Source organism: Microcella sp., from assembly GCF_019739195.1.
Taxonomy (GTDB): Bacteria; Actinomycetota; Actinomycetes; order Actinomycetales; family Microbacteriaceae; genus Microcella.
The window spans coordinates 1,510,165-1,530,442 of record NZ_JAHHDS010000003.1; the positions used below are offsets into that span (position 1 = coordinate 1,510,165).

Below are 20,278 nucleotides of genomic sequence, written 5' to 3' on the forward strand. Positions count from 1 at the left end.
CTACGACAGGTTCGGCGGCGGGCTCGTGACGTGCGGGTCGTAGCGCACCGCCTCGATGGGTCCGGTCGGCGAGAAGGTCTGCAGAAGCTCTTGCTCCGACCGCACGACGGTGGCCAGGCGACGGATGCCCTCGCGCACTTCAGCGGGCGGCGGGTAGCAGAACGCGAGCCGCAGGTGACCCCGGCCCGAGCCGTCGGCGAAGAAGGCGGTGCCCGGGGTGTAGGCCACGAGCTCTTTCACCGCACGCGGCAGCATGTCTTTTGAGTCGAGGCCGTCGCCGAGGGAAAGCCAGACGTAGAAGCCGCCGTTCGGCACGGTCCACGTGAGATCGGGCAGGTGGTGCTCAAGTGCGTCGATCATCGCGTCGCGCCGCTCGCGGTACAGATCGCGGAACACGTCGATCTGGCCGCGCCAGTCGGCCTGGTCGAGGTAATCGCTGATGACCATTTGGTTGAGCGACGAGGGGCTGAGGATCGCTGACTCGGCGGCGAGCACGAGTTTCTCGCGGATGGCGTGGGGGGCGAGAGCCCACCCGACGCGGAAGCCCGGGGCGAGAGTCTTCGAGAACGACCCGAGGTAGATGATGCCGTCGCTCTCGACCGAGCGCATCGCGGCAGGAGCGGGCCGATCGAACCAAAGCAACCCATAGGGGTTGTCTTCCAGGATCAGAATGCCTTCGGAGCGGGCGATGTCGATGATCTGGAGGCGCCGCTCGCTGCTGAGAGTCACCCCTGCAGGGTTGTGGAAGTTGGGAATGAGGTAGAGGAGCTTGATGCTGCGCCCCTCGGCCTTGAGGCTCTGGATGCGCTCGCTGAGGGCGGCGGGGATCATGCCGTCAGCATCCATCGGAATGTGCGCGACCGCCGCTTGATACGACCGGAAGATGCCCATGGCGCCCACGTACGAGGGCGACTCGGCGAGCACCACGTCGCCCGGATCGAGGAAGAGCTTCGCGACGAGGTCGAGAGCCTGCTGTGAGCCGGTCGTGACGACGACATCGTCGACGCCGGCGCGAATGCCTTCGAGCGCCATGATCTCGAGAATGTGCTCGCGCAGCTCGGGCGTGCCCTGCCCCGAGCCGTACTGCAGGGCGGCCGAGCCGCGGTCGCGCATGACGCGCTGCATCGACTCGGTGATCGTCTCGTGCGGCAGAGCCGAGACGGCGGGCATGCCGCCGGCGAGCGAGACGACCTCGGGGCGCGAGGCGACGGCAAACAACGCGCGCACTTCTGAGGCGCTCAGCCCCGAGGTGCGGTCGGCGTAGTGGCCGTACCAGGGGTCGAGGTTGGTGCCCTCGCGCGAGATCGTCATGCTCGTCGTTTCTGATCGCCTCGACGCGCCAGAACGGCCGGCGCGCACTGCCGGAGGGGCAGTGCGTTCCAGAATACGGGTCGACAGGAGAAAACCCGCCCCCGCGAACGGGGACGGGCTTCTGGTCGCAGCGGGTCGGTAACCCGTAGACGGATGCTTTACGCCAGGAACTCGGCCAGGTCGGCCTCAAGCGCCGGCTTGGGCTTCGCGCCGATGACGGTCTTGACGACCTCGCCTCCGCGGAACACCTTCATCGCGGGGATCGAGGTGATCTGGTACTTCATCGCCGTCGCCGGGTTGTCGTCGACGTTGAGCTTGACGATCTCGATCTTGTCGCTGTTCTCTGACGCGATCGCGTCGAGAATCGGCGAGACGGCGCGGCACGGGCCGCACCACTCTGCCCAGAAGTCGACCATGATCGTCTTCTCGCTCTGCAGCACCTCGCTGTCGAAGGTGGCATCGGTGACATCGCGCGTGGACATGGGTCCCCTTTCGGTGGGTGGTAGGTGGGTCAGACGGTCGCGGCCGTGCGGCGCACGTCGTCGGCGATCGTCTCGAGGTAGTGCTGGGCGTCGAGGGCGGCCACGGTGCCGCTGCCGGCCGCTGTGATCGCCTGGCGGTAGGTCGGGTCGACGACATCGCCCGCAGCGAAGACGCCCGGCAGGCTCGTGCGCGACGAGCGCCCTTCGACCGCGATCGTGCCTTGATCGGTCAGGTCGAGCAGACCGTGCACGAGGTGCGTACGCGGGTCGGCGCCGATCGCGATGAACAGCCCCTGCAGGTCGAGCGTCGACTCGACGCCCGTCACGGTGTCAACAAGGCCGACGCCCGTCACAAGGTCGGTGCCGAAGATGCGGTCGACGCGCGCGTTGAAGATGAATTCGATCTTCGGGTCGTTCGAGGCGCGGTCAACCATCGCAGCCGAGGCGCGAAGAGTCTCACTGCGGTGAATGACGTAGACCTTGTCGGCGAAACGAGTCAGAAAGGTCGCTTCCTCCATGGCCGAGTCGCCACCGCCGACGACCGCGACGGTCTTCTGCCGGAAGAACGCGCCGTCGCACGTGGCGCACCACGAGACGCCGTAGCCGCTCAACCGCTCTTCATCGGGCAGCCCGAGCTTGCGGTAGGCCGAGCCGGTCGCGTAGATGATCGCGTGGGCTTCGTGCCGGTCGCCGTTGCCGAGCGTCACGGCCTTGACGGGCCCGTCGAGCTCGAGCGAGACGACATCGTCATAGACGATCTCGGCGCCGAACTTCTCGGCCTGCTGCTGCATGCGGGTCATGAGGTCGGGGCCCATGATGCCCTCGGGGAAGCCCGGAAAGTTCTCGACGTCGGTGGTCTTCATGAGCTCGCCGCCGAACTCGACTGAGCTCGCGATGACGAGCGGCTCGAGGTTCGCGCGCCCGGCGTAGATCGCTGCGGTGTACCCCGCAGGGCCTGAGCCGATGATGATGACGTGTCGCATGGTTCCCCTCGCGGTCGTACCGGCGCCCGACGGGCGCGTCGCTCGAACGGCGACAGCAGTGACAACCCAGTGTAGGTCGGCCGTATTCCGACCCGCGTGCTCGTGCGGGGGCGATTCAGCGGCTGTTCACTCAGCGCCCGCGACGCAGCCGACGCATCACGGGGTCGGTGATCGCCGCGAGCTCGGGGATGCGCATCGCCCGCAGGGCCCCGCCATAGACGAGCGTCATCACGATCGCGATGAGCACCATCGTGCTGCCGGCGGCCCACTCGCTCGCTCGCGCCGCGCCGGCCGGGTCGTAGGCGCCGAGTGCCCAGCCCAGCAGCACCCCGACGAGCGCTGCGGGAATCGACGCGAGAGCGTATTGCCCGAGGCGGCGCATGATCGCGCGGCCGCCGATGCCCTGCAGGCGTCGACGGAGCAGGGCCACGCCGAGCAGGCACTGTACGGTGCCCGCGAACGAGGTGACGAGCGCCAGGCCGATTGCGATGAGCGGCGTCGGAGCCATCGACACGAGCAGCGCCCCGCCGACGAAGACGAGGGCCTGCACGACCTGGATGACGAAGGGCGTTCGTGTGTCGTTCAGGGCGTAGAACACGCGCTGCACCACGAACAGCACCGTGAACGGGATCAGGCCAAGCACGTAGGCCGAGATCACGAGCGCCATCGCATCGACGACCGCCTGGTTGCTGCCGAAGAGACGGGCGAAGGGCGCGGCGACGACGAGCAGGCCCACGGCGGCGAGCACCATGATCATGAGGATGCGCCGTAGCGACTCGCTGACGTCGGCGCGCACCGCGACGCGATCACCGTCGCGGGCGTGCGCACTCATGCGCGTGAAGTACGCGGTGGCGAGCGAGACGGTGACGACCGAGTGCGGCAGCATGAAGATGAGCCATGAGAATCGCAGCACCGCGAGCGAGGGGTCGTCGCCGGCGGCCGCGAGCGAAGCGACGTTCGCCTGCACGATGCCCGCGAGTTGCGTCACGATCACCATGCCGAACACCCAGCCCGCGGCGCGGCCCGTGTCGCGCAGGCCCACCCCGCGCCAGCGGAAGTCGGGGCGGTAGCGCAGGCCCGCGCGGCGCCAGAAGAAGGTCAGCACGAGGGCTTGAGCCGCGATGCCGAGGGTCGCCGAGCCGGCGAGCACGCTGATCATCGCCGGGGTCCACGCGGTGGCGTCGGTGACGTCGGCGGAGAAGAGCAGCGTGAACGCGACGAGTCCCGCGATCGTCACGACGTTGTTGAGCGCGGGCGCCCAGGTGAAGGGGCCGAAGACCTTGCGGGCGTTGAGCACTTCGCCGAGCAGGGCATAGAGCGCGTAGAAGAGCACTTGCGGCAGGCACCAGTAGGCAAACGCCACGGCGAGGGCGAGTTCATCGTCGGAGAAGCCCCGGCCGCTGTCGCCCGCCTGCTGCGCATAGAGGGCCACCAGCAGCGGGGCTGCGAGCGTGGCGATGACGGCTGCCGCGAGAAAGATGACGACACCCAGGGTGACGAGCTTGTTGACGAACCGCGTTCCGCCGTCGTCGTTGAGCCCGGCCTTCACGATCTGCGGCACGAGCACGGCGCTGAGCACACCGCCCGCGACGATCGCGTAGATGTTGTTGGGCAACTGGTTCGCGAGCGCGAAAGCGTCGGCACCGGCGCCGACCGTGCCGATCGTCTGCGCGAGCACGACAGCGCTCACGAAGCCCAGCAGTCGCGAGACGATCGTGCCCGAGGCGAGCATCATGCTCGCTCGGCCGATACCCCCGTTGCCGGCGACGGCGGGCGCGCTCACGAGAGATCGCTCTCGCTCGCGAGCGACGCGTCGTCGTCGGGGTCTGCCTTCTCGGCAGCGCGCCGCCCGCGCTTGCGCAGGTCGCGCGCGATGCCGACCACGAACAGCAGCGCGACAGCGATCGCCACGATGATCACGCCCGCCGTCTCCCACCCCGCCTGCAGGTTCAGCGAGACGCGCGTGGGCTCTGAGAGCACGCGGTTCTGCGCATCCCGCACCGTCACGGTGATGTCGACCTCGCCGTTCGTCAGCGATTCGACCGGCACGAGCACTCGTGCTTGCGATCGCGGCTCGACGGTCGCCTCGACGGCTGAGTCGAGCACCCGCAGTTGCGCGGTATCGGGCTCGACGCGCACGAAGACGCGCACGGCGACGTCGAGATCGTTCTGCACGGTGACGGGCAGCGTCGAACGGTCGGAGAGCAGCAAGATGGGCACGCTCTCGACCACCTGAACGGATGCTCGCAGAGCCTGCGACTGAGCGCTGAAGCCGCGCAGCGCCTCGACCGAGGTCTCGCCCCAGCCGAGCGAGAGGGCCGAGAGCAGCTCGAGCCGGCGCACGTCGGTGATGAGGGCGGGGGTCAGGGCGATCTGCGCGAACTGGCGGTCGGCTGTCTCGGCGTCGAGCGCAGCGACCACGGCCATCTGCCGCGCCTCGCCTAGCGGAGCGTCGATGATGACGGCGTCGGCGGCCGGTCGAGCGATGGCAGCGGCTGTCGAGCCCGCCGATGACCACGGCAGCGAGATCGTCTGCGCGAGCGTGTCGAGCAGTCGGTCGGCGCCGCGAGGCACTTCGCGGTCGAGGGCGATGATCGCCGGGGCTCCCGGCGCACGCGCGGCGCTCGTCGCCAGCAATGCAGACACCCGCGCCATCGCCCGGTCGAACTGCTGTTGCGAGGGGGCTCGTACGGCGTCGCGGGCGGCGATGCCGAGGGCATCGTCGGTGCGTAGCAACACCGTGCCCTGATAGCGCTGCACGGCGTCGTCGCTCTCGAGCACCGACGAGGGCGCGATCACGACGCGAGTGCCTTCGGCCGCGGCCGACTCGAGTGCTGCGGCGCTGAACCCCTCGGCGCCGGGCCAGCTGACGCCGTCGAGCGTCGCGCTGACGCCGATCAGTCCGGCGACGGGCTGCGTCATGAGCTCGCTCTCGTCGGGGTCGTCGGCGGGAGCCTCACTGGGCTCTGCAGTCGCCTCCGTCTCGTCGACGCCCTGATCGCCCGTGACCAGGCCCGTTCCCTCGGGCTGCGGCAGCACGACGTCGGCCGTCGCGATCGTCGCCAAGGGGTCGGCATCGGCCCAGGGCAGCACGAAGCTCTCGTTCGGCGCTGTCGCGAGCCGGTCGAGAAAGTCGAGCGCGCTCGCCGGCGCGGCCTCACCGAGAGCTCGGATCGACGCGATCACGCGCGGGTCGATCGCGAGCAGCACCGATCGGCCGGCGCTCGCCGACAGCGTGCGACTCAGCACGCCTGCCTCGGCGGTGAGAGCCTCAAGCGTCTCTGCCGAGAGAAGCCCCGCCGTCTCGCCGGGGGTCGTCAGCGGTTGCACGAACACCGTCGCCGCCGACCCCGGCGTCGTGCCGTCGGGCACACGTACGACCGCCGTGCGGTCGACCGCGAGCAACTGGTCGCCGTCGGCGACCAGCACTTCGGCAAGGCGTGCGCCGAAGGCTCCGCCCCACAAGGCGCTCGAGCCAGCGACCGAGAGATCGAGCACGGCACTCGCCCCGGGCGCCAGCGCGCCGATCGAGGCCCGTGCCGCGATCAGCCCGACATCGAGCAGCGGCGCAGGGTCTTCGCCGCCCTCGAACCAGGCCGCCAGCTCGTCAGCAGGGGCGACACGCGAACCGTCGAGCCGCAGCTCAATGTCGAGCGGCCCGGTTGCCTGCTCACCGTCGTTCGACAGAGTGACCCGCACGGTGAGCGGCTGCCCCTCACGCACTGCTCCGCTCGCGCTCGGCGCGGCGAGCACCTCGAGTTCAGCAGACTCTTCCGTGACGGTCGCGGCGCTCGGAGCGCCCGCATCCACGACCGTCGGCAGGGCCAGCCCCAGCGCGATCGCCACCCCCAGTACCGAGCGGAGAGGGGTGCGGCGACCCCCTCGTTCCCGCACGGCCGACATGGGGGAAGTCTAGACTCTGGTGACTATGCAGAGCGTGGCCGAGGCCGTCACTCGGTTGCAGGCTCTCGCCGCATCCGAGCCTTTGGCGACGCTCGCCGAGCGGTTCACCGCGGCAGGGCACGAGCTCGCGCTCGTCGGCGGACCGGTGCGTGATGCGTTCTTGGGTCGCCCCGTGAACGACCTCGACTTCGCGACCTCCGCGCATCCCGACGACATCGTTCGCATCGTGCGCCCGATCGCCGATGCCCACTGGGAGATCGGCCGGGCGTTCGGCACCATCGGCGCGAGGCTCGGCGACCAGACGGTCGAGATCACGACCTACCGCTCTGACGACTACTCGGCCAATTCGCGCAAGCCCGAGGTGCACTTCGGCGACACGCTCGACGGCGATCTGGTGAGGCGCGACTTCACCATGAACGCCCTCGCGCTGCGCCTGCCGTCCCTCACCCTCGTTGACCCCTCTGGCGGACTCGAGCACCTACTCGCCCGACGGCTGCTCACCCCCGGGGGGCCCGAGCAGTCGTTCGGCGACGACCCGCTGCGCATGCTGCGTGCCGCACGTTTCGCGGCGCAGCTCGACGTCGAGGTCGACCCGGCGGTCATCGAGGCCATGACGGGAATGCGTGACCGGCTGTCGATCGTGTCGGCCGAGCGCGTGCGCGACGAGCTCGTGAAGCTACTCAGCACCGAGAGGCCGCGACCTGGCCTCGAGCTGCTCGTCGACACCGGCATCGCCGAGCTCGTGCTGCCCGAGCTGCCCGCCCTGCGGCTCGAAGTCGACGAGCACGCGCACCACAAAGACGTTTATGAGCACACTCTGACCGTGCTCGAGCAAGCCATCGACCTCGAGCGCGAGCGTCACCCCGAGCAGCCTGCCGATGTCGTGCTGCGCCTCGCGGCGCTGCTGCATGACATCGGCAAACCCGCCACGAAGAAGGTCGAGTCGGGCGGAGCGGTGAGCTTTCACCACCACGATGTCGTCGGCGCGAAGCTCGCCCGCAAGCGACTGACCGCGCTGCGGTTCGATAAAGACACCATCGCCGCGGTCTCGCGACTGATCGAGCTGCATTTGCGGTTCTTCGGCTACAGCGATGCGCCGTGGACCGACTCAGGCGTGCGGCGCTATGTGCGGGATGCTGGCGATGAGCTCGAACGACTTCACATGCTCACCCGTGCCGATGTCACGACGCGCAATCGGCGCAAGGAGGCGCGGCTGCGAGGCGCCTACGACGAGCTCGAAAGCCGCATCACCGAACTGGCCGAGCAGGAAGAGTTGCAGGCCATTCGCCCTGATCTCGACGGCGAGCAGATCATGGCTCTGCTGGGGGTGCGGCCCGGACCGATCGTCGGCGAGGCCTACCGCTTCCTGCTCGAGCAGCGGCTCGATGAGGGCCCGCTCGGCGAGGACGAAGCCGAGCGCCGGCTGCGCGACTGGTACGCCGCGCGCGAGGAGTGAACGACCGCGGTTGGAGACCCGGGCCGCATGCGACTAGACTCTGCAGGTTGCCCCGGCGGTTCTCTGCGTGGGTGCACACGATGCCATAACCCTCCTGCTGCAGACCGTCTGCAGCCGTTCGAGTCCGAAGGAGGTGGGTGAGTCATGCATCAGTACGAATTGATGGTCATTCTCGACCCGGAGATCGATGAGCGCACTGTCGCTCCGAGCCTGGACAAGTTCCTTGGCGTGATCCGGAACGACGGCGGCACCATCGAGAACGTCGACATCTGGGGCCGGCGCCGGCTCGCGTACGAGATCAACAAGAAGAACGAGGGCATCTACGCCGTCGTCAACTTCTCGGCGACTCCGGCCGCGACGCAAGAGCTCGACCGTCAGCTGAAGCTCAGCGAAGCAGTCATGCGCACGAAGGTGCTCCGCACCGAAGAGGCCGTGGCACGCGCTGCGTCGATCGAGGCCGAGAACGCTGCTCGCGCCGAGGCGAAGGCCGCTCGCGCGACTGTTGCCGCCGGAAAGGCTGCCGCCGCCGCGAAAGCTGCGGAGTAGTCATGGCCGGCGAGACGATCATCACCGTCGTCGGCAACCTCACCGCCGACCCTGAACTGCGGTACACGCAGAGCGGGCTCGCCGTCGCGAACTTCACGATCGCCTCGACTCCTCGGTCGTTCGACCGCGCGTCGAACGATTGGAAAGACGGTGAAGCCCTGTTCCTGCGCGCGAGCGTCTGGCGCGAGTTCGCCGAGCACGTCGCGTCGTCGCTGACGAAGGGCTCGCGTGTCATCGCGCAGGGTCGCCTGAAGCAGCGTTCGTACGAGACCAAAGAGGGCGAGAAGCGCACCGCGATCGAGCTCGAGGTCGACGAGATCGGCCCGAGTCTGCGTTACGCGACCGCGCAGGTCACGCGCAGCCAGAGCAGTGGCGGCGGCGGCGGTCAGATGGGCCAGCGCTCCGGCGCCGCACCCGTGGCCGACGAGCCGTGGGGCGCACCGGCCGGCGGAGCTGCTGCTCCCGCCAGCGGCGGCGATGTCTGGAACACGCCTGGGTCGTTCTCGGACGACACTCCCTTCTGATCCGGTCGTCGACCGCATCTCTTCGTAATTTCTCAGTAAGCAAAGGACAACCACATGGCTGGCAAGAGCAGCGGCGATCGCCGCAAGCCTCGCGGTGGCAAGGGCGCGAAGAACGCTGCCCCCGCGAAAGCAATCCGCGTCGGCGTCATCGACTACAAAGATGTCGCGACGCTGCGCAAGTTCATCTCCGAGCGCGGGAAGATCCGTGCACGCCGCATCACCGGTGTCTCCGTCCAGGAGCAGCGCCTCATCGCCCGCGCCGTCAAGAACGCGCGTGAGATGGCACTGCTCCCCTATGCCGGCGCCGGCCGTTAGGAGCATCTGATGTCGAAGCTCATTCTCACGCAGGATGTCACGGGCCTCGGTGCCCCCGGCGACGTGGTCGAGGTCAAGAACGGCTACGCACGCAACTATCTCGTTCCGCAGGGCCTCGCCGTGGCGTGGACCCGCGGTGGCGAGAAGCAGATCGAGTCGATCAAGGCCGCTCGCGCCGCTCGCGAGCACGCCACGATCGAAGAGGCGCAAGACCTCAAGGCCCGCCTTGAAGCGAACCCCGTCACGCTCGTCGTCAAGGCCGGAGCCGAAGGCCGACTGTTCGGCTCGGTGAAGACCGGAGACGTGGCCGACGCGGTTGCTGCAGCGGGCCTCGGTTCGATCGACAAGCGACTGCTCGAGCTCGTCACGCCCGTCAAGACGGTCGGGCAGTACGAGGCGATCCTCAAGCTGCGCGACGGCATCGTCGCCACGATCACCCTCAAGGTGGTTGCGGCGAAGTAGCCGGCAGACTCTGCACAGCGGTAGCCGGGCGCTCGCCCGGCTACCGCTTTTCTGTGCGCGCTGTCAAGTCGCTGTCGGCGTGTTCGTCCACAGCCCGACCCTGCGCATCCACAACTCTCAGGCGGCACTTGAAGGCTGTTTCTACACACACGGTGTGCATGAAGAAAAGCCTGGTCAGGGTTCGTTTCATGGCCGAAACTACTGAAAAGTGCACAGGACTTTCCCCAGGTTGTCCCCACGATCAGCGGCGTTTCTCCGCAGAAGTCCACATAGTTATCCACAGGCCGGCTTGCCCGCTACTCTCACCCGTTCCTAGGGTGAACCGTCACGCTCCGATCACGGTCGCAGGGCGCGTCGTCAGCCCGTGCGTCGGGGGTCGGCGGTAGACCAGACACAGCGGTACGGCGCGAGCGCGCACCATGAATTCGGGGAGGGAGTCACTATGTCGATCACGCACATCTCGGCAGCTCCTGAGACGCGGGCGACCTCCGACTCGCGCGGCCCCGACCGGGTTCCCCCGCACGATCTGCTGGCAGAGCAGAGTGCGCTTGGCGGCATGCTGCTGAGCAAAGACGCCGTCGCCGATGTCATTGAGGTCGTGCGCGGCATCGACTTCTATATTCCGAAGCACGAAGTCATCTTCGAAGCGATCATGACGCTCTACTCGCACGGCGAGCCGACCGACGTCATCGCGGTGACCGACGAGCTCACCAAGGGAGGCGCCCTCGGGCGGGCTGGCGGCGCCGACTACCTGCACACGCTCACCGCGATCGTGCCGACTGCGGCGAACGCGGGGTACTACGCCTCACTCGTGGCCGAGAAGGCCGTGCTGCGCCGGCTCGTCGAGGCCGGCACGCGCATCGTGCAAATGGGCTACGCCTCGGAGGGCGAGGTCACCGACCTCGTGAACAACGCGCAGGCCGAGATCTACCAGGTGGCCGGCGGGGTCGAGTCAGAAGACTTCATCCCGCTCACCGAGGCGGTCACGGTCGCCATCGATGAGATCGAGGCTGCGAAGGGCCGCGACGGTTCGATGACGGGCGTGCCCACGGGCTTCGCTGATCTCGACGAGCTCACGAACGGTTTTCACGGCGGCCAGCTCATTCTCGTGGCGGCGCGGCCCGCGCTGGGCAAGTCGACCCTCGCGCTCGACTTCGCGCGCGGCGCGGCGATCAAGCACGACATGCCCACGATCATCTTCTCGCTCGAGATGGGCCGCAGCGAGATCGCGATGCGCCTGCTCTCGGCCGAGGCCTCCGTTCCGCTGCAGTCGATGCGCAAGGGCACCGTCGACGCCCGCGATTGGACGACGATCGCCCAGGTGCGCGGGCGCATCAACGATGCACCGCTCTACATCGACGACAGCCCGAACATGACGCTCGTCGAGATTCGCGCCAAGTGTCGGCGGCTCAAGCAGAAAGTCGGCCTGAAGATGGTCGTCATCGACTACCTGCAGCTCATGACGAGCGGCAAGCGCGTCGAGAGTCGGCAGCAAGAGGTCAGCGAGTTCTCGCGGGCTCTCAAGCTCATGTCGAAAGAACTGCAGGTTCCGGTCGTCGCCCTCTCGCAGCTCAACCGTGGTCCCGAGCAGCGAGCCGACAAGATGCCGGCGCTGAGCGACCTTCGCGAGTCGGGCTCGCTCGAACAAGACGCTGACATGGTCATCTTGTTGCACCGCGACAATGCCTTCGAGAAAGAGAGCGCCCGCCCGGGCGAGGCCGACCTCATCGTCGCGAAGCACCGCAACGGCCCGACCAAGACCATCACCGTCGCCTTCCAGGGTCACTTCTCGCGCTTCGCCGACATGCCCCGCATCTAGTTCTTCCACTGGCCCGCGAGCAGCAGTCTCGTCGTGGCCGGTGCCGTCGTGGGTCGGCGGTCGCGACCGCCGCATGCGCAGAGACTTCACGGCATACCCGCTCTACGATGAAGGTCATGACGACCGCGCCTGACGCCGACCCGCGTGCCGCAGCGCGCTCGCCCTGGCTCGCCCCTGTGCTGCGGGCCGTTCCCGCCATCGCGGTTGGCCTCGCCATCACGTTCATCGCCGACCACTCGGCTCTGCTCGGCCTCGTTATGCTCGCGGTCTTCGGCATGACGTCGGCGCTCGTGCTGCTCGCCACGAGCCTGCGGCTCGACAGCACCGAGCCCGTGCGCGGACTACACCGAGGCCTCGCGCTTGTCGCAGCCGTGGTCGGCGTGCTCGCGGCGGTGGCTGCAGCGCTCGTCGGCTCGGCGCTGCCCGTGCTGCTGTTGCTCGTCGGCGGGTACGCCGTGCTCGCGGGGGCGCTCGAACTCGTCTGGGGCATCCGTCATCGAGGACGCAGCGCGCTCGCTCGCGACGGCGTGGTCATCGGCATTGGCACTCTCGCCCTCGCGATCGTGCTCGCGCTCGTGGCCGACCCGGTCAGCGCGGTCGGGTTTTTCGGGGCCTACGCCGTGATGCTCGGCATCTTCCTCATCATCGCCGGGCTCAGCGCGCGGTGGTCGGACGCGACCACGCCCGAGACGACCACGCCCGTCACAACCCAGGAGGCGTCGGCCGCATGAGCGAACCCCGTCAGCGCATCACTCTCAAGCCGGGCGAACTCGTTGCCCTTGCTGGCATCATCGCCGTCTTCATCGGGCTCATCACGCTCATGGTGACGCGCGACCCGGTGATTGCCGCGATCGCCTTCGGCGCGACGTTCGTACTCGACCTCGTGACACTCGCGATGCTCATGCTTGCGGTCACCCCCAACCGCCCGGCCGACGGCGAACGTCAGCCTGAGACTCTCAACGATTGAGACTCTCAACGATTGAGTCGTTTAACGACTGAGCTGCTGCTCGACGGGGAGCGTCGCTACGAAGCAGTGTCGGATTCGACGAAATCGACAAGCTGCGAGGCCGCGCCGACATACGTCCACGGCGTCAGCTCGCGCAGTCGTGACTTCGCCTCAGCGCCGATGTCGAGCCCGTCGATGAACTGGCGCAACTCGTCGGCGCCGACCCGATGGCCGCGCGTGAGCTGCTTGAGCAAGGCGTACGGGTCGGCGATCGAGCTGCGCCCCGCGGTCACCTCGGCGCGGATGACAGTCTGGATCGCCTCGCCGAGCACCTCCCAGTTGGCGTCGAGGTCGCGGCCGAGCGCTGCCTCGTCGATCGCGATCTCGCCCAGGCCCTTCTCGATGTTGTCGAGCGCGAGTAGCGAGTGCCCGAGAGCCACGCCGATGTTGCGCTGCGTCGTCGAGTCGGTGAGGTCGCGTTGCAGCCGCGAGGTCACGAGGGTGGCCGCGAGCGAGTCGAGCAGTGCGCTCGCGAGCTCGAGGTTCGCCTCGGCGTTCTCAAAGCGGATGGGGTTAATCTTGTGGGGCATCGTTGACGAGCCTGTCGCGCCCTCCTGCGGAATCTGCCGGAAGTAGCCCATCGAGATGTAGCTCCACACGTCAGTGCAGAGGTTGTGCAGCACGCGGCCGACGTGGCTGATGCGCTGGTAGAGCTGCGCCTGCCAGTCGTGCGACTCGATCTGCGTGGTGAGCGGGTTCCAGGTGAGACCGAGCGAGGTGACGAAGTCGCGGGATGCGCTGATCCAGTCGTGGTCGGGATCAGCGGCGAGGTGCGCCGAGAAGGTGCCGGTCGCGCCCGAGAACTTGCCGCGGTATTCGACCTCATCGACCGTTGCGAGCAGCAGTTCTAGGCGGTGCACGACAACGGCGAGCTCTTTGCCCATCGTGGTGGGGGTCGCGGGTTGACCGTGGGTGTGAGCAAGCATCGGCACGTCGCGCAGCGCGAGCGCCTGCTGTCGCAACGCGTCGACGACCGAGTGGGCCTTGGGCATCCAGGCATCCCGCACAGCCGCACGGATCGTGATGGCGTAGGCGAGGTTGTTGATGTCTTCGCTCGTGCAGGCGAAGTGCGTGAGCTCGGCGATCTCGGTGAGCCCGAGGTCGGCGAGCTTGTCGCGTACGAGGTACTCGACGGCCTTGACGTCGTGCCGTGTTACGGCTTCACGGCGGGCGAGGTCGGCGATGTCGTCGTCACCGAACTCGGTGACGAGTTGCCGCAGCTGCCGCAGCTGCTCAGGGTTCAACCGGCGCGAGCCGAAGAGCTCGTGGTCGGTGAGGTGGATGAGCCACTCGACCTCGACTTGAATGCGAGCGCGGTTGAGTCCGGCCTCGCTGAGGTGCTCGCCGAGGGCCGCGACCTGGGCTCGGTAGCGCCCGTCGAGCGGGCTGAGGGGCTGGATGTTGAGCGGACTCATGACACTCCCTGTCGGATTCCGGGTTCGAGTTGTCGGAACAGTGCCGCGCACGCCCGTTCGATCATGCCGAGCACCGAGTCGAACATCGCGGTGTCGGAGTAGTACGGGTCGGGCACATCGAGCGCGCCATTGCCCTCGGGGTCGAAGCTCATCAGCAGGTGCACTTTCGACCGGGCGTCGTCGTCGGGCGCCCAGGTCTTCAAGATGCGCTCGTGCGTGCGGTCGAACGCGATGATGAGGTCGAGCTTGTCGAACCAGTCGACCTCGAACTGCCGTGCTCGGTGAGCGGTGCCGTCGTAGCCTCGCGCGGTCAGCGAGGTGAGGGTGCGAGGGTCGCTGCGCTCGCCGACGTGCCACTCTCCCGTGCCGGCTGAGAGCACCGTCACGTGGTTCTCCCACCCGCGCGCGCGAATCAGCTCTCGAAACACGGCCTCCGCCATAGGCGACCGGCAGATGTTGCCGGTGCACACGAAGCAGATGCGGAACGCTCCGGGTTCAGCGAGGACCCGGTCGAAGCTCATGCCCCCATTGTGTCCCAGTTGGCCCTCCTCCACACTCGGCGGCCGGCCGAGGCCGAGCGGCGGTCGGAGTCTTGGCGGCAGCCTGTGCCGCGCGGGCCGTCATGCTCGACGCCGACTGATCCGCTGCGAGAAGAGGGCGAAGCTGTGGGCGATGATGCGATCGGATGCCCGGCGCCGGGCTCGACGGCCGACCGGGCCGCCGAACTGCGGCGCCAGGCGCGACTCGTCGATGACCTCTTCGACCGCATCGTCGCCATCAGGCGCGGGCTGCCGACCGGTGCCGATCTCGAAGGGTGGCGAGGTGCCGCGGCCGATCTCTTCACGGCGGCGGTTGACGAGCAGGGTGCGCACCTCGGTCGTCAGGTGTATCGGCTCGACACTGTGCGGTCGAGCTTGAGGGCCGACGCGTACTTCATCGAGACCGAGACAGTCTCGCTCGGGGGCATGCCGTGACCGGCTCAATCACGATCGGCGGTCCAGCCTCTATCGCGACCGAGCACCTCGAGTTGCTCGCTGGGCGGCTGCGGCGCGCGAGTGCAGAGTGCCACGAGATCATCGTGCGCCTTCCGCCGTTGCGCACCGGCGACAACGCGGCGCGCGAGGCCGACCTCGCCGATATCGATCGCACCGTGCGTCAGGTGCGCGAGAGACTCAGCGACCTCGCCGCGTCGTTGCAGGCCGCCGTCGAGCTCTACACGCAGACAGAGCGAGCAGCGGCCTCGGCGGTCGAGATGGTCATGGCCCAGCTCGCCGCGACGGTCGGGCTCGTCGCGGCGCGGCTCGGCCTCATGATCGTGCCCGCGCTCGTCAACGCCGCGATCGCGGCTGCCGCCGTCTGGGCGGTACTGCCCCCGGCGCTGCGCGAGGCTGCGAGCCACGGGGCGGCCGTCGCTCTCGACCAGGGGGTTCCCGCGCTGAGCGACCCACGATTCGTTGACACGCTGCGCCACGCGCTCACGTTTGTCGACGATGCGGCGCTCGGCGCTATCGGGGTGCCACCCGCGCTCGTCGCGGCCCTCGGCGAGACCGGCACCGAGGTGTCGGGCATCGACTCTGCGGCGCTCGCCGTGCTGGGGCTCGCGGCGCTCGCCGGGTCGAGCGGAGTCGACCCCGTGCGCGTCGACCGCGTCGGCGCCGACCGGCGACGCGGCGAGGGCCAGACCGCGAGCACCCCTCCTGCCTCGATCGCTGACCGGGTGGGCAGGGTTCCCGACCCGGCCACGCCGATCGTGATCGAGCGCTACCCCCTGCCCGACGGCACGTGGCACTTCGAGGTGTACATCGCGGGCACCGACTCGTCTGCCGAGCTCGGGGGCGATCGGCCGTGGGACATGGCGAGCAACGTCGCACTTGTCGCCGAGCAGAACGCGAGCTCGTTGCAGGCGGTGCAGGCGGCGCTGCTCGACGCCGGCGCGACGTCGGCGAGCTCGGTGGTGTTCACCGGCTACTCGCAGGGCGGGGCCATCGCCACAGCACTCGCCGCGTCGGGTCAGTGGAGCACCACGGGGCTCGTGACGGTCGGCGCCCCCACCGGCGGCATGCCCGTGCAGGGCGACTACCCCGCCGTCGTGATCGAGCACCGCGAGGATCTCGTGCCGGTGCTCTCGGGCATCCGTCGCGAGACGAACGCCGTCATCGTGCGCGGTGATGCGCTCACCTCAGCAACGGGGCACGACAGCGCGCTGCCCGCGCACGAGCTCGAACGCTACGAGACGACCGCGACGGCCGCCGATGCGCACACCCATGCCGCGCTACAAGCGGCCATTGCGGGCCTACCGTCTCCGTCGACGAACGGCGAGCGCCTGACGTACACGGCGACGCGCGTCGCTCGAGGCGAGCAGTGATGCCGTCAGATCAAGAGCGCTTGCGACCGACGAGCGGCCGCAGCAGGATGCCGATGAGCCAGCTCAGCAGGCCGAGCACGATGGCTCCGAGCACGCCCCACCAGAAGCCGTCGACCGTGAGGCCGAAACCGAGCAGGCTCGAGATCCACGCCACGAGCAGCAGCAGCAGGCCGTTCACGATGAGCGCGATGAGGCCGAGGGTGAGGATGTAAAGCGGAAAGGCGACAATGCGGATGAGGTTGCCGATGATGCCGTTGACGAGGCCGAAGATCAGACCCACCAGCAGATAGGTGAGCACGAGGGCCACCGTGTCGCCCTCGGTGCCGTACGAGACGACCGAGACGCCAGCGACGATGAGGGTCGTGAGCCACAGGGCGATGGTGTTGATGATGAGGCGGATCAGAAAGCGGGCCATGGGTCAACTATGCCGAGGCGGGCACGGCCGTGGCAAACGAGCATCAGGTGACGGGTCACTCGACATAGGCTGACGACGTGTCTTCACCCGTGCGCTTGCGCCCTGAGATCGTCGCCCTGCCGGCCTATGCGCAGGGTCGCCCGGCGGCGCCCGATGCCTTCAAGCTCTCGAGCAACGAGAACCCCTTCCCTCCGCATCCCGCCGTGCTCGCCGCGATTCGTGATCTCGACATCAACCGGTACCCGGATGCCTCGGCGCTCGTCGTGCGAGAGCGATTGGCGTCGCGCCATGGAGTGACGGCAGACGAGATCATCGTCGGCGCAGGCTCAGTCGCGGTGCTCGCGCAACTCATCAGCGCGGCCGCCTCGGTCGGCGACGAGGTCGTGCACGCCTGGCGCAGCTTCGAGGCCTACCCCGGGCTCATCACCGTCGCGGGTGCAACTGGTGTTGCGGTCGCGCTGCTGCCCGACGCCCGCCACGATCTGCCTGCCATGGCCGCCGCGATCACCGACCGCACGCGGGTCGTCATCGTCTGCACCCCCAACAACCCCACGGGCACGATCGTGACGGCCGACGAGTTTGAAGCGTTCATGGCGACCGTGCCCGACGACCTGCTCGTCATTCTCGACGAGGCCTACGTTGAGTTCGTGCGTGACGACACCTCGGTCGACGGTGCAGCCCTCCTCGGGCGCTACCCGAACCTGGTCGTGCTGCGCACCTTCTCGAAGGCCTACGGACTCGCCGGCCTGCGCGTCGGCTACGCGATCGCGCACGAGGCGATCGTGCGTGCGGCGCGCAGCACTGCGATTCCGCTCTCAGTGACCGAGGCAGCCCAGCGCGCGGTGCTCGCCGCCCTCGATCACGAGGCTGAGCTGCTCGAGCATGTGGCCGTGCTCGCGGCGCGGCGCGACGAGGTGCAACAGCAGCTGTGCGCGCAGGGCTGGCAGTTGCCCGTCTCGCACGGCAACTTCGTGTGGCTGCCGACGGGCCAGGCGACGGCGGAGGCGGCGTCGGCATTTGCCGGTGCAGGGCTCGTCGTGCGCGCTTTCGCTCCGGAGGGCATCCGCATCTCGATCGCCGAAGCCGAGTCTGTCGCCACTCTCGTGCGCGTCGCGGGTGAGGTTGTGCGAACCCTCTGACGAGTCGGCATATGGTCGGGCCTAGAGTGGAATCCATGTCGTACACGCCGGAGACCCTCCAGCTACTGGCACCGGACGGAACTCGCGTCGACAGCGAGGCCACCGAGGCCTATCTCCCCTACGTGGATGCCCTCACCGAGCAGCAGTTGCGCGAGTTCTACCGCACCATGACCGTCGTGCGCCGCTTCGACGTGGAAGCGGGCAATCTGCAGCGCCAGGGCCAGCTTGCCCTCTGGATCCCCAGCATCGGGCAGGAAGCGGCCCAGGTCGGCTCCGGTTTTGCCGCCCGGGCGCACGACCACATCTTTCCCGCGTACCGCGAGCACGCGGTCGGGCACATTCGCGGCCTCGACCTCGTTCAGATCATCACGATGCTGCGCGGCCACACCCACGGCGGCTGGAACCCGGCCGAGACCGGCAACTTTCACCTCTACACCCTGGTCATCGGGTCGCAGGCGCTGCACGCGACGGGCTACGCGATGGGCGTGCAGCTCGACGGCCTTGTCGGCACGGGAGACCCCGAGCGCGACACCGCGGTCATGGTCTACTTCGGCGACGGCGCGACGAGCCAGGGCGATGTCAACGAGGCCTTCGTCTTCGCGCAGAGCTATCAGACGCCGCAGGTCTTCTTCTTGCAGAACAACCACTGGGCCATCTCGGTGCCCGTGCGCGTGCAGTCGCGCACGCCGCTCTTCCACCGCCCGCGCGGCTTCGGTATTCCGAGCGTGCAGATCGACGGCAACGACGTGCTCATGAGCTACGCCGCCACGGCGTCGAGCCTCGACGCCGCTCGCAGCGGTGAGGGCCCGCAGTTCATCGAGGCGCTGACCTATCGCATCGGTGCCCACACGACGAGCGACGACCCCAGCAAGTACCGCGACGACGACGAGCTGCACTACTGGCAAGAGCGCGACCCTATCGCGCGCTTTGAGACCTACCTGCGCGGTCTCGGCGAGGGCGAGGCCTTCTTCACCGACGTGCACGACGAAGCCGAGCAGTTCGCGGCAGAGGCCCGGGCGCGCACCCTCGCTCTCGAACCGCCGCCCGCCGAATCGATGTTCGCCCACGTCTACAGCGAGGCGCATCCGGTCATGGATGCTCAGCGCCAGCAGCTCGCCGACTACGAGGCCTCGTTTGAGGGTGGTGCCTGATGGCTGTCGAGACTCTCACGATGGCGAAGGCCCTGACGCTCGGGCTCGCGGCCGCGATGCAGGCCGACGAGAAGGTCGTCCTCATGGGTGAAGACATCGGTCCGCTGGGCGGCGTGTTCCGGGTGACCGAGGGGCTGCAGTCGCAGTTCGGTGCGACGCGCGTGCTCGATACGCCTCTCGCTGAGTCGGGCATCGTCGGCACCGCGATCGGTCTCGCCATGCGCGGTTACCGCCCGGTCTGCGAGATTCAGTTCGACGGCTTCATCTTTCCGGGCTTCGACCAGATCACGACGCAGCTCGCCAAGCTCACGGCTCGCCACGAAGGTTCTCTGCAGCTACCGGTCGTGATCCGCGTGCCCTACGGCGGGCACATCGGCGCCGTCGAGCACCACCAAGAGAGCCCTGAGGCCTACTTCGCGCACACGCCCGGCCTGCGTCTCGTCAGCCCGGCCACGCCGCACGACGCCTACTGGATGATTCAGCAGGCGATCACGAGCACCGACCCCGTGCTGTTCTTCGAGCCGAAGAGCCGCTATTGGCCGAAGGGCGAGGTCGACCTCGATGCCCCGGGTATCGAGCTGCACGCCTCGCGCGTCGTGCGCGCGGGCACCGATGTCACGGTCGTGGGCCACGGCGCCATGGTGAGCATGCTGCTCGACGCTGCCGAGCTCGCTGCCGAAGAGGGCACGAGCATCGAGGTGGTCGACCTGCGATCACTCTCACCCATCGACTACGGCCCGCTGCTCGACTCGGTGCGGCGCACTGGCCGGCTCGTCGTGGCGCAAGAGGCCCCGGGCTCGGTGAGCATCGGGTCGGAGATCGCAGCGACGATCACCGAGCGCGCCTTTTACTCGCTCGAAGCGCCGGTGCTGCGCGTGAGCGGCTACGACACCCCCTTCCCGCCCGCCAAGCTCGAGGGCGTCTATCTGCCCGACGTCGACCGCATCCTGCACGCCGTCGACCGCGCCCTGGCATACTGACCGAAG

21 protein-coding genes are annotated in these 20,278 nt (G+C 68.3%); 13 read left to right on the forward strand and 8 right to left on the reverse strand.

What is annotated here, in order from left to right; all coding sequences use genetic code 11:
• The 5 genes from KL788_RS09060 to KL788_RS09080 all read right to left on the reverse strand — a co-directional run bounded on the left by KL788_RS09060 (window position 1) and on the right by KL788_RS09080 (window position 6,679).
• Window positions 1-1,311 (reverse strand): PLP-dependent aminotransferase family protein, encoded by a 1,311-nt coding sequence (locus KL788_RS09060; RefSeq protein WP_293170564.1) that lies wholly within the window; start codon window positions 1,309-1,311, stop codon window positions 1-3.
• A gap of 158 nt (window positions 1,312-1,469) precedes the next feature.
• Window positions 1,470-1,793 carry a thioredoxin gene (trxA, locus tag KL788_RS09065; protein ID WP_293170566.1) on the reverse strand — a complete coding sequence of 108 codons (324 nt, stop codon included), beginning with the start codon at window positions 1,791-1,793 and terminating at the stop codon, window positions 1,470-1,472.
• A 29-nt stretch (window positions 1,794-1,822) separates the two neighbouring features.
• Window positions 1,823-2,776 (reverse strand): thioredoxin-disulfide reductase, encoded by a 954-nt coding sequence (gene trxB / locus KL788_RS09070; protein ID WP_293170568.1) that lies wholly within the window; start codon window positions 2,774-2,776, stop codon window positions 1,823-1,825.
• Between the two features lie 130 nt (window positions 2,777-2,906).
• Window positions 2,907-4,559, reverse strand: a complete 1,653-nt coding sequence (gene murJ, locus KL788_RS09075) for a murein biosynthesis integral membrane protein MurJ (RefSeq protein WP_367120432.1) — start codon at window positions 4,557-4,559, stop codon at window positions 2,907-2,909.
• Window positions 4,556-6,679, reverse strand: a complete 2,124-nt coding sequence (locus KL788_RS09080; protein WP_293170570.1) for a DUF6049 family protein — start codon at window positions 6,677-6,679, stop codon at window positions 4,556-4,558. Before KL788_RS09080 ends, murJ begins: the two co-directional genes overlap by 4 nt.
• A 25-nt stretch (window positions 6,680-6,704) precedes the next feature.
• On the opposite strand from KL788_RS09080, the gene KL788_RS09085 reads away from it, so the two are divergent.
• From KL788_RS09085 to KL788_RS09120, 8 genes are all read left to right on the forward strand, one after another.
• Complete coding sequence (locus KL788_RS09085; RefSeq protein ID WP_293173279.1) at window positions 6,705-8,135, forward strand: CCA tRNA nucleotidyltransferase; 1,431 nt, start codon at window positions 6,705-6,707, stop codon at window positions 8,133-8,135.
• A gap of 144 nt (window positions 8,136-8,279) precedes the next feature.
• Entirely contained in the window at window positions 8,280-8,681 is a 402-nt protein-coding gene (gene rpsF, locus KL788_RS09090; protein WP_293170572.1) for a 30S ribosomal protein S6, read from the forward strand.
• Between the two features lie 2 nt (window positions 8,682-8,683).
• Window positions 8,684-9,205 (forward strand): single-stranded DNA-binding protein, encoded by a 522-nt coding sequence (locus KL788_RS09095; protein ID WP_293170574.1) that lies wholly within the window; start codon window positions 8,684-8,686, stop codon window positions 9,203-9,205.
• Between the two features lie 54 nt (window positions 9,206-9,259).
• Window positions 9,260-9,520: a 30S ribosomal protein S18 gene (rpsR, locus tag KL788_RS09100; RefSeq protein ID WP_047561128.1), complete on the forward strand. Its 261-nt coding sequence runs from the start codon at window positions 9,260-9,262 to the stop codon at window positions 9,518-9,520.
• A gap of 9 nt (window positions 9,521-9,529) precedes the next feature.
• On the forward strand, window positions 9,530-9,982 hold the full coding sequence (gene rplI, locus KL788_RS09105) for a 50S ribosomal protein L9 (protein WP_293170579.1): 453 nt from the start codon (window positions 9,530-9,532) through the stop codon (window positions 9,980-9,982).
• Window positions 9,983-10,424: 442 nt separating this feature from the next.
• Window positions 10,425-11,801 (forward strand): replicative DNA helicase, encoded by a 1,377-nt coding sequence (dnaB, locus tag KL788_RS09110; RefSeq protein ID WP_293170581.1) that lies wholly within the window; start codon window positions 10,425-10,427, stop codon window positions 11,799-11,801.
• Between the two features lie 116 nt (window positions 11,802-11,917).
• The gene (locus tag KL788_RS09115) at window positions 11,918-12,532 is read left to right on the forward strand and encodes a hypothetical protein (protein WP_293170582.1); all 615 of its coding nucleotides are present in this window, start codon (window positions 11,918-11,920) and stop codon (window positions 12,530-12,532) included.
• Complete coding sequence (locus tag KL788_RS09120; RefSeq protein WP_293170584.1) at window positions 12,529-12,768, forward strand: hypothetical protein; 240 nt, start codon at window positions 12,529-12,531, stop codon at window positions 12,766-12,768. The genes KL788_RS09115 and KL788_RS09120 overlap by 4 nt, the downstream gene beginning before the upstream one ends.
• Window positions 12,769-12,824: 56 nt before the next feature.
• On the opposite strand, the gene purB is transcribed toward KL788_RS09120, so the two are convergent.
• The gene (gene purB / locus KL788_RS09125) at window positions 12,825-14,222 is read right to left on the reverse strand and encodes an adenylosuccinate lyase (protein ID WP_293170586.1); all 1,398 of its coding nucleotides are present in this window, start codon (window positions 14,220-14,222) and stop codon (window positions 12,825-12,827) included.
• Window positions 14,219-14,743 carry a low molecular weight protein-tyrosine-phosphatase gene (locus tag KL788_RS09130; RefSeq protein ID WP_293170588.1) on the reverse strand — a complete coding sequence of 175 codons (525 nt, stop codon included), beginning with the start codon at window positions 14,741-14,743 and terminating at the stop codon, window positions 14,219-14,221. Before KL788_RS09130 ends, purB begins: the two co-directional genes overlap by 4 nt.
• Before the next feature lie 144 nt (window positions 14,744-14,887).
• Between KL788_RS09130 and KL788_RS09135 the strand changes: the two genes are divergently transcribed.
• Together KL788_RS09135 and KL788_RS09140 are read left to right on the forward strand one after the other, a co-directional pair.
• Window positions 14,888-15,196 carry a hypothetical protein gene (locus KL788_RS09135; RefSeq protein WP_293170590.1) on the forward strand — a complete coding sequence of 103 codons (309 nt, stop codon included), beginning with the start codon at window positions 14,888-14,890 and terminating at the stop codon, window positions 15,194-15,196.
• Entirely contained in the window at window positions 15,193-16,587 is a 1,395-nt protein-coding gene (locus tag KL788_RS09140) for a hypothetical protein (RefSeq protein WP_293170592.1), read from the forward strand. Before KL788_RS09135 ends, KL788_RS09140 begins: the two co-directional genes overlap by 4 nt.
• Window positions 16,588-16,597: 10 nt before the next feature.
• Here KL788_RS09140 and KL788_RS09145 read toward each other — a convergent pair whose 3' ends face one another.
• Window positions 16,598-17,002, reverse strand: a complete 405-nt coding sequence (locus KL788_RS09145) for a phage holin family protein (RefSeq protein WP_293170594.1) — start codon at window positions 17,000-17,002, stop codon at window positions 16,598-16,600.
• Between the two features lie 77 nt (window positions 17,003-17,079).
• Between KL788_RS09145 and KL788_RS09150 the strand changes: the two genes are divergently transcribed.
• Genes KL788_RS09150 through KL788_RS09160 form a run of 3 tightly spaced genes read left to right on the forward strand, consistent with a single transcriptional unit; the run spans window position 17,080 to window position 20,272 of the window.
• Window positions 17,080-18,141, forward strand: coding sequence for a histidinol-phosphate transaminase (locus KL788_RS09150; protein ID WP_293170596.1), 1,062 nt, complete (start codon window positions 17,080-17,082; stop codon window positions 18,139-18,141).
• Window positions 18,142-18,176: 35 nt separating this feature from the next.
• Entirely contained in the window at window positions 18,177-19,292 is a 1,116-nt protein-coding gene (locus KL788_RS09155) for a thiamine pyrophosphate-dependent dehydrogenase E1 component subunit alpha (RefSeq protein ID WP_293170598.1), read from the forward strand.
• Window positions 19,292-20,272: an alpha-ketoacid dehydrogenase subunit beta gene (locus KL788_RS09160; RefSeq protein WP_293170600.1), complete on the forward strand. Its 981-nt coding sequence runs from the start codon at window positions 19,292-19,294 to the stop codon at window positions 20,270-20,272. The genes KL788_RS09155 and KL788_RS09160 overlap by 1 nt, the downstream gene beginning before the upstream one ends.
• The last annotated feature ends 6 nt before the right edge of the window (window positions 20,273-20,278 follow it).

Bases quoted from the DNA above. Each gene is read 5' to 3' on its own strand.
- KL788_RS09060 (WP_293170564.1), bottom strand. From the start codon at position 1,311: ATGACGATCTCGCGCGAGGGCACCAACCTCGACCCCTGGTACGGCCAC.
- trxA (WP_293170566.1), bottom strand. From the start codon at position 1,793: ATGTCCACGCGCGATGTCACCGATGCCACCTTCGACAGCGAGGTGCTG.
- trxB (WP_293170568.1), bottom strand. From the start codon at position 2,776: ATGCGACACGTCATCATCATCGGCTCAGGCCCTGCGGGGTACACCGCA.
- KL788_RS09080 (WP_293170570.1), bottom strand. From the start codon at position 6,679: ATGTCGGCCGTGCGGGAACGAGGGGGTCGCCGCACCCCTCTCCGCTCG.
- KL788_RS09085 (WP_293173279.1), top strand. From the start codon at position 6,705: ATGCAGAGCGTGGCCGAGGCCGTCACTCGGTTGCAGGCTCTCGCCGCA.
- rpsF (WP_293170572.1), top strand. From the start codon at position 8,280: ATGCATCAGTACGAATTGATGGTCATTCTCGACCCGGAGATCGATGAG.
- KL788_RS09095 (WP_293170574.1), top strand. From the start codon at position 8,684: ATGGCCGGCGAGACGATCATCACCGTCGTCGGCAACCTCACCGCCGAC.
- rpsR (WP_047561128.1), top strand. From the start codon at position 9,260: ATGGCTGGCAAGAGCAGCGGCGATCGCCGCAAGCCTCGCGGTGGCAAG.
- rplI (WP_293170579.1), top strand. From the start codon at position 9,530: ATGTCGAAGCTCATTCTCACGCAGGATGTCACGGGCCTCGGTGCCCCC.
- dnaB (WP_293170581.1), top strand. From the start codon at position 10,425: ATGTCGATCACGCACATCTCGGCAGCTCCTGAGACGCGGGCGACCTCC.
- KL788_RS09115 (WP_293170582.1), top strand. From the start codon at position 11,918: ATGACGACCGCGCCTGACGCCGACCCGCGTGCCGCAGCGCGCTCGCCC.
- KL788_RS09120 (WP_293170584.1), top strand. From the start codon at position 12,529: ATGAGCGAACCCCGTCAGCGCATCACTCTCAAGCCGGGCGAACTCGTT.
- purB (WP_293170586.1), bottom strand. From the start codon at position 14,222: ATGAGTCCGCTCAACATCCAGCCCCTCAGCCCGCTCGACGGGCGCTAC.
- KL788_RS09130 (WP_293170588.1), bottom strand. From the start codon at position 14,743: ATGAGCTTCGACCGGGTCCTCGCTGAACCCGGAGCGTTCCGCATCTGC.
- KL788_RS09145 (WP_293170594.1), bottom strand. From the start codon at position 17,002: ATGGCCCGCTTTCTGATCCGCCTCATCATCAACACCATCGCCCTGTGG.
- KL788_RS09155 (WP_293170598.1), top strand. From the start codon at position 18,177: ATGTCGTACACGCCGGAGACCCTCCAGCTACTGGCACCGGACGGAACT.
- KL788_RS09160 (WP_293170600.1), top strand. From the start codon at position 19,292: ATGGCTGTCGAGACTCTCACGATGGCGAAGGCCCTGACGCTCGGGCTC.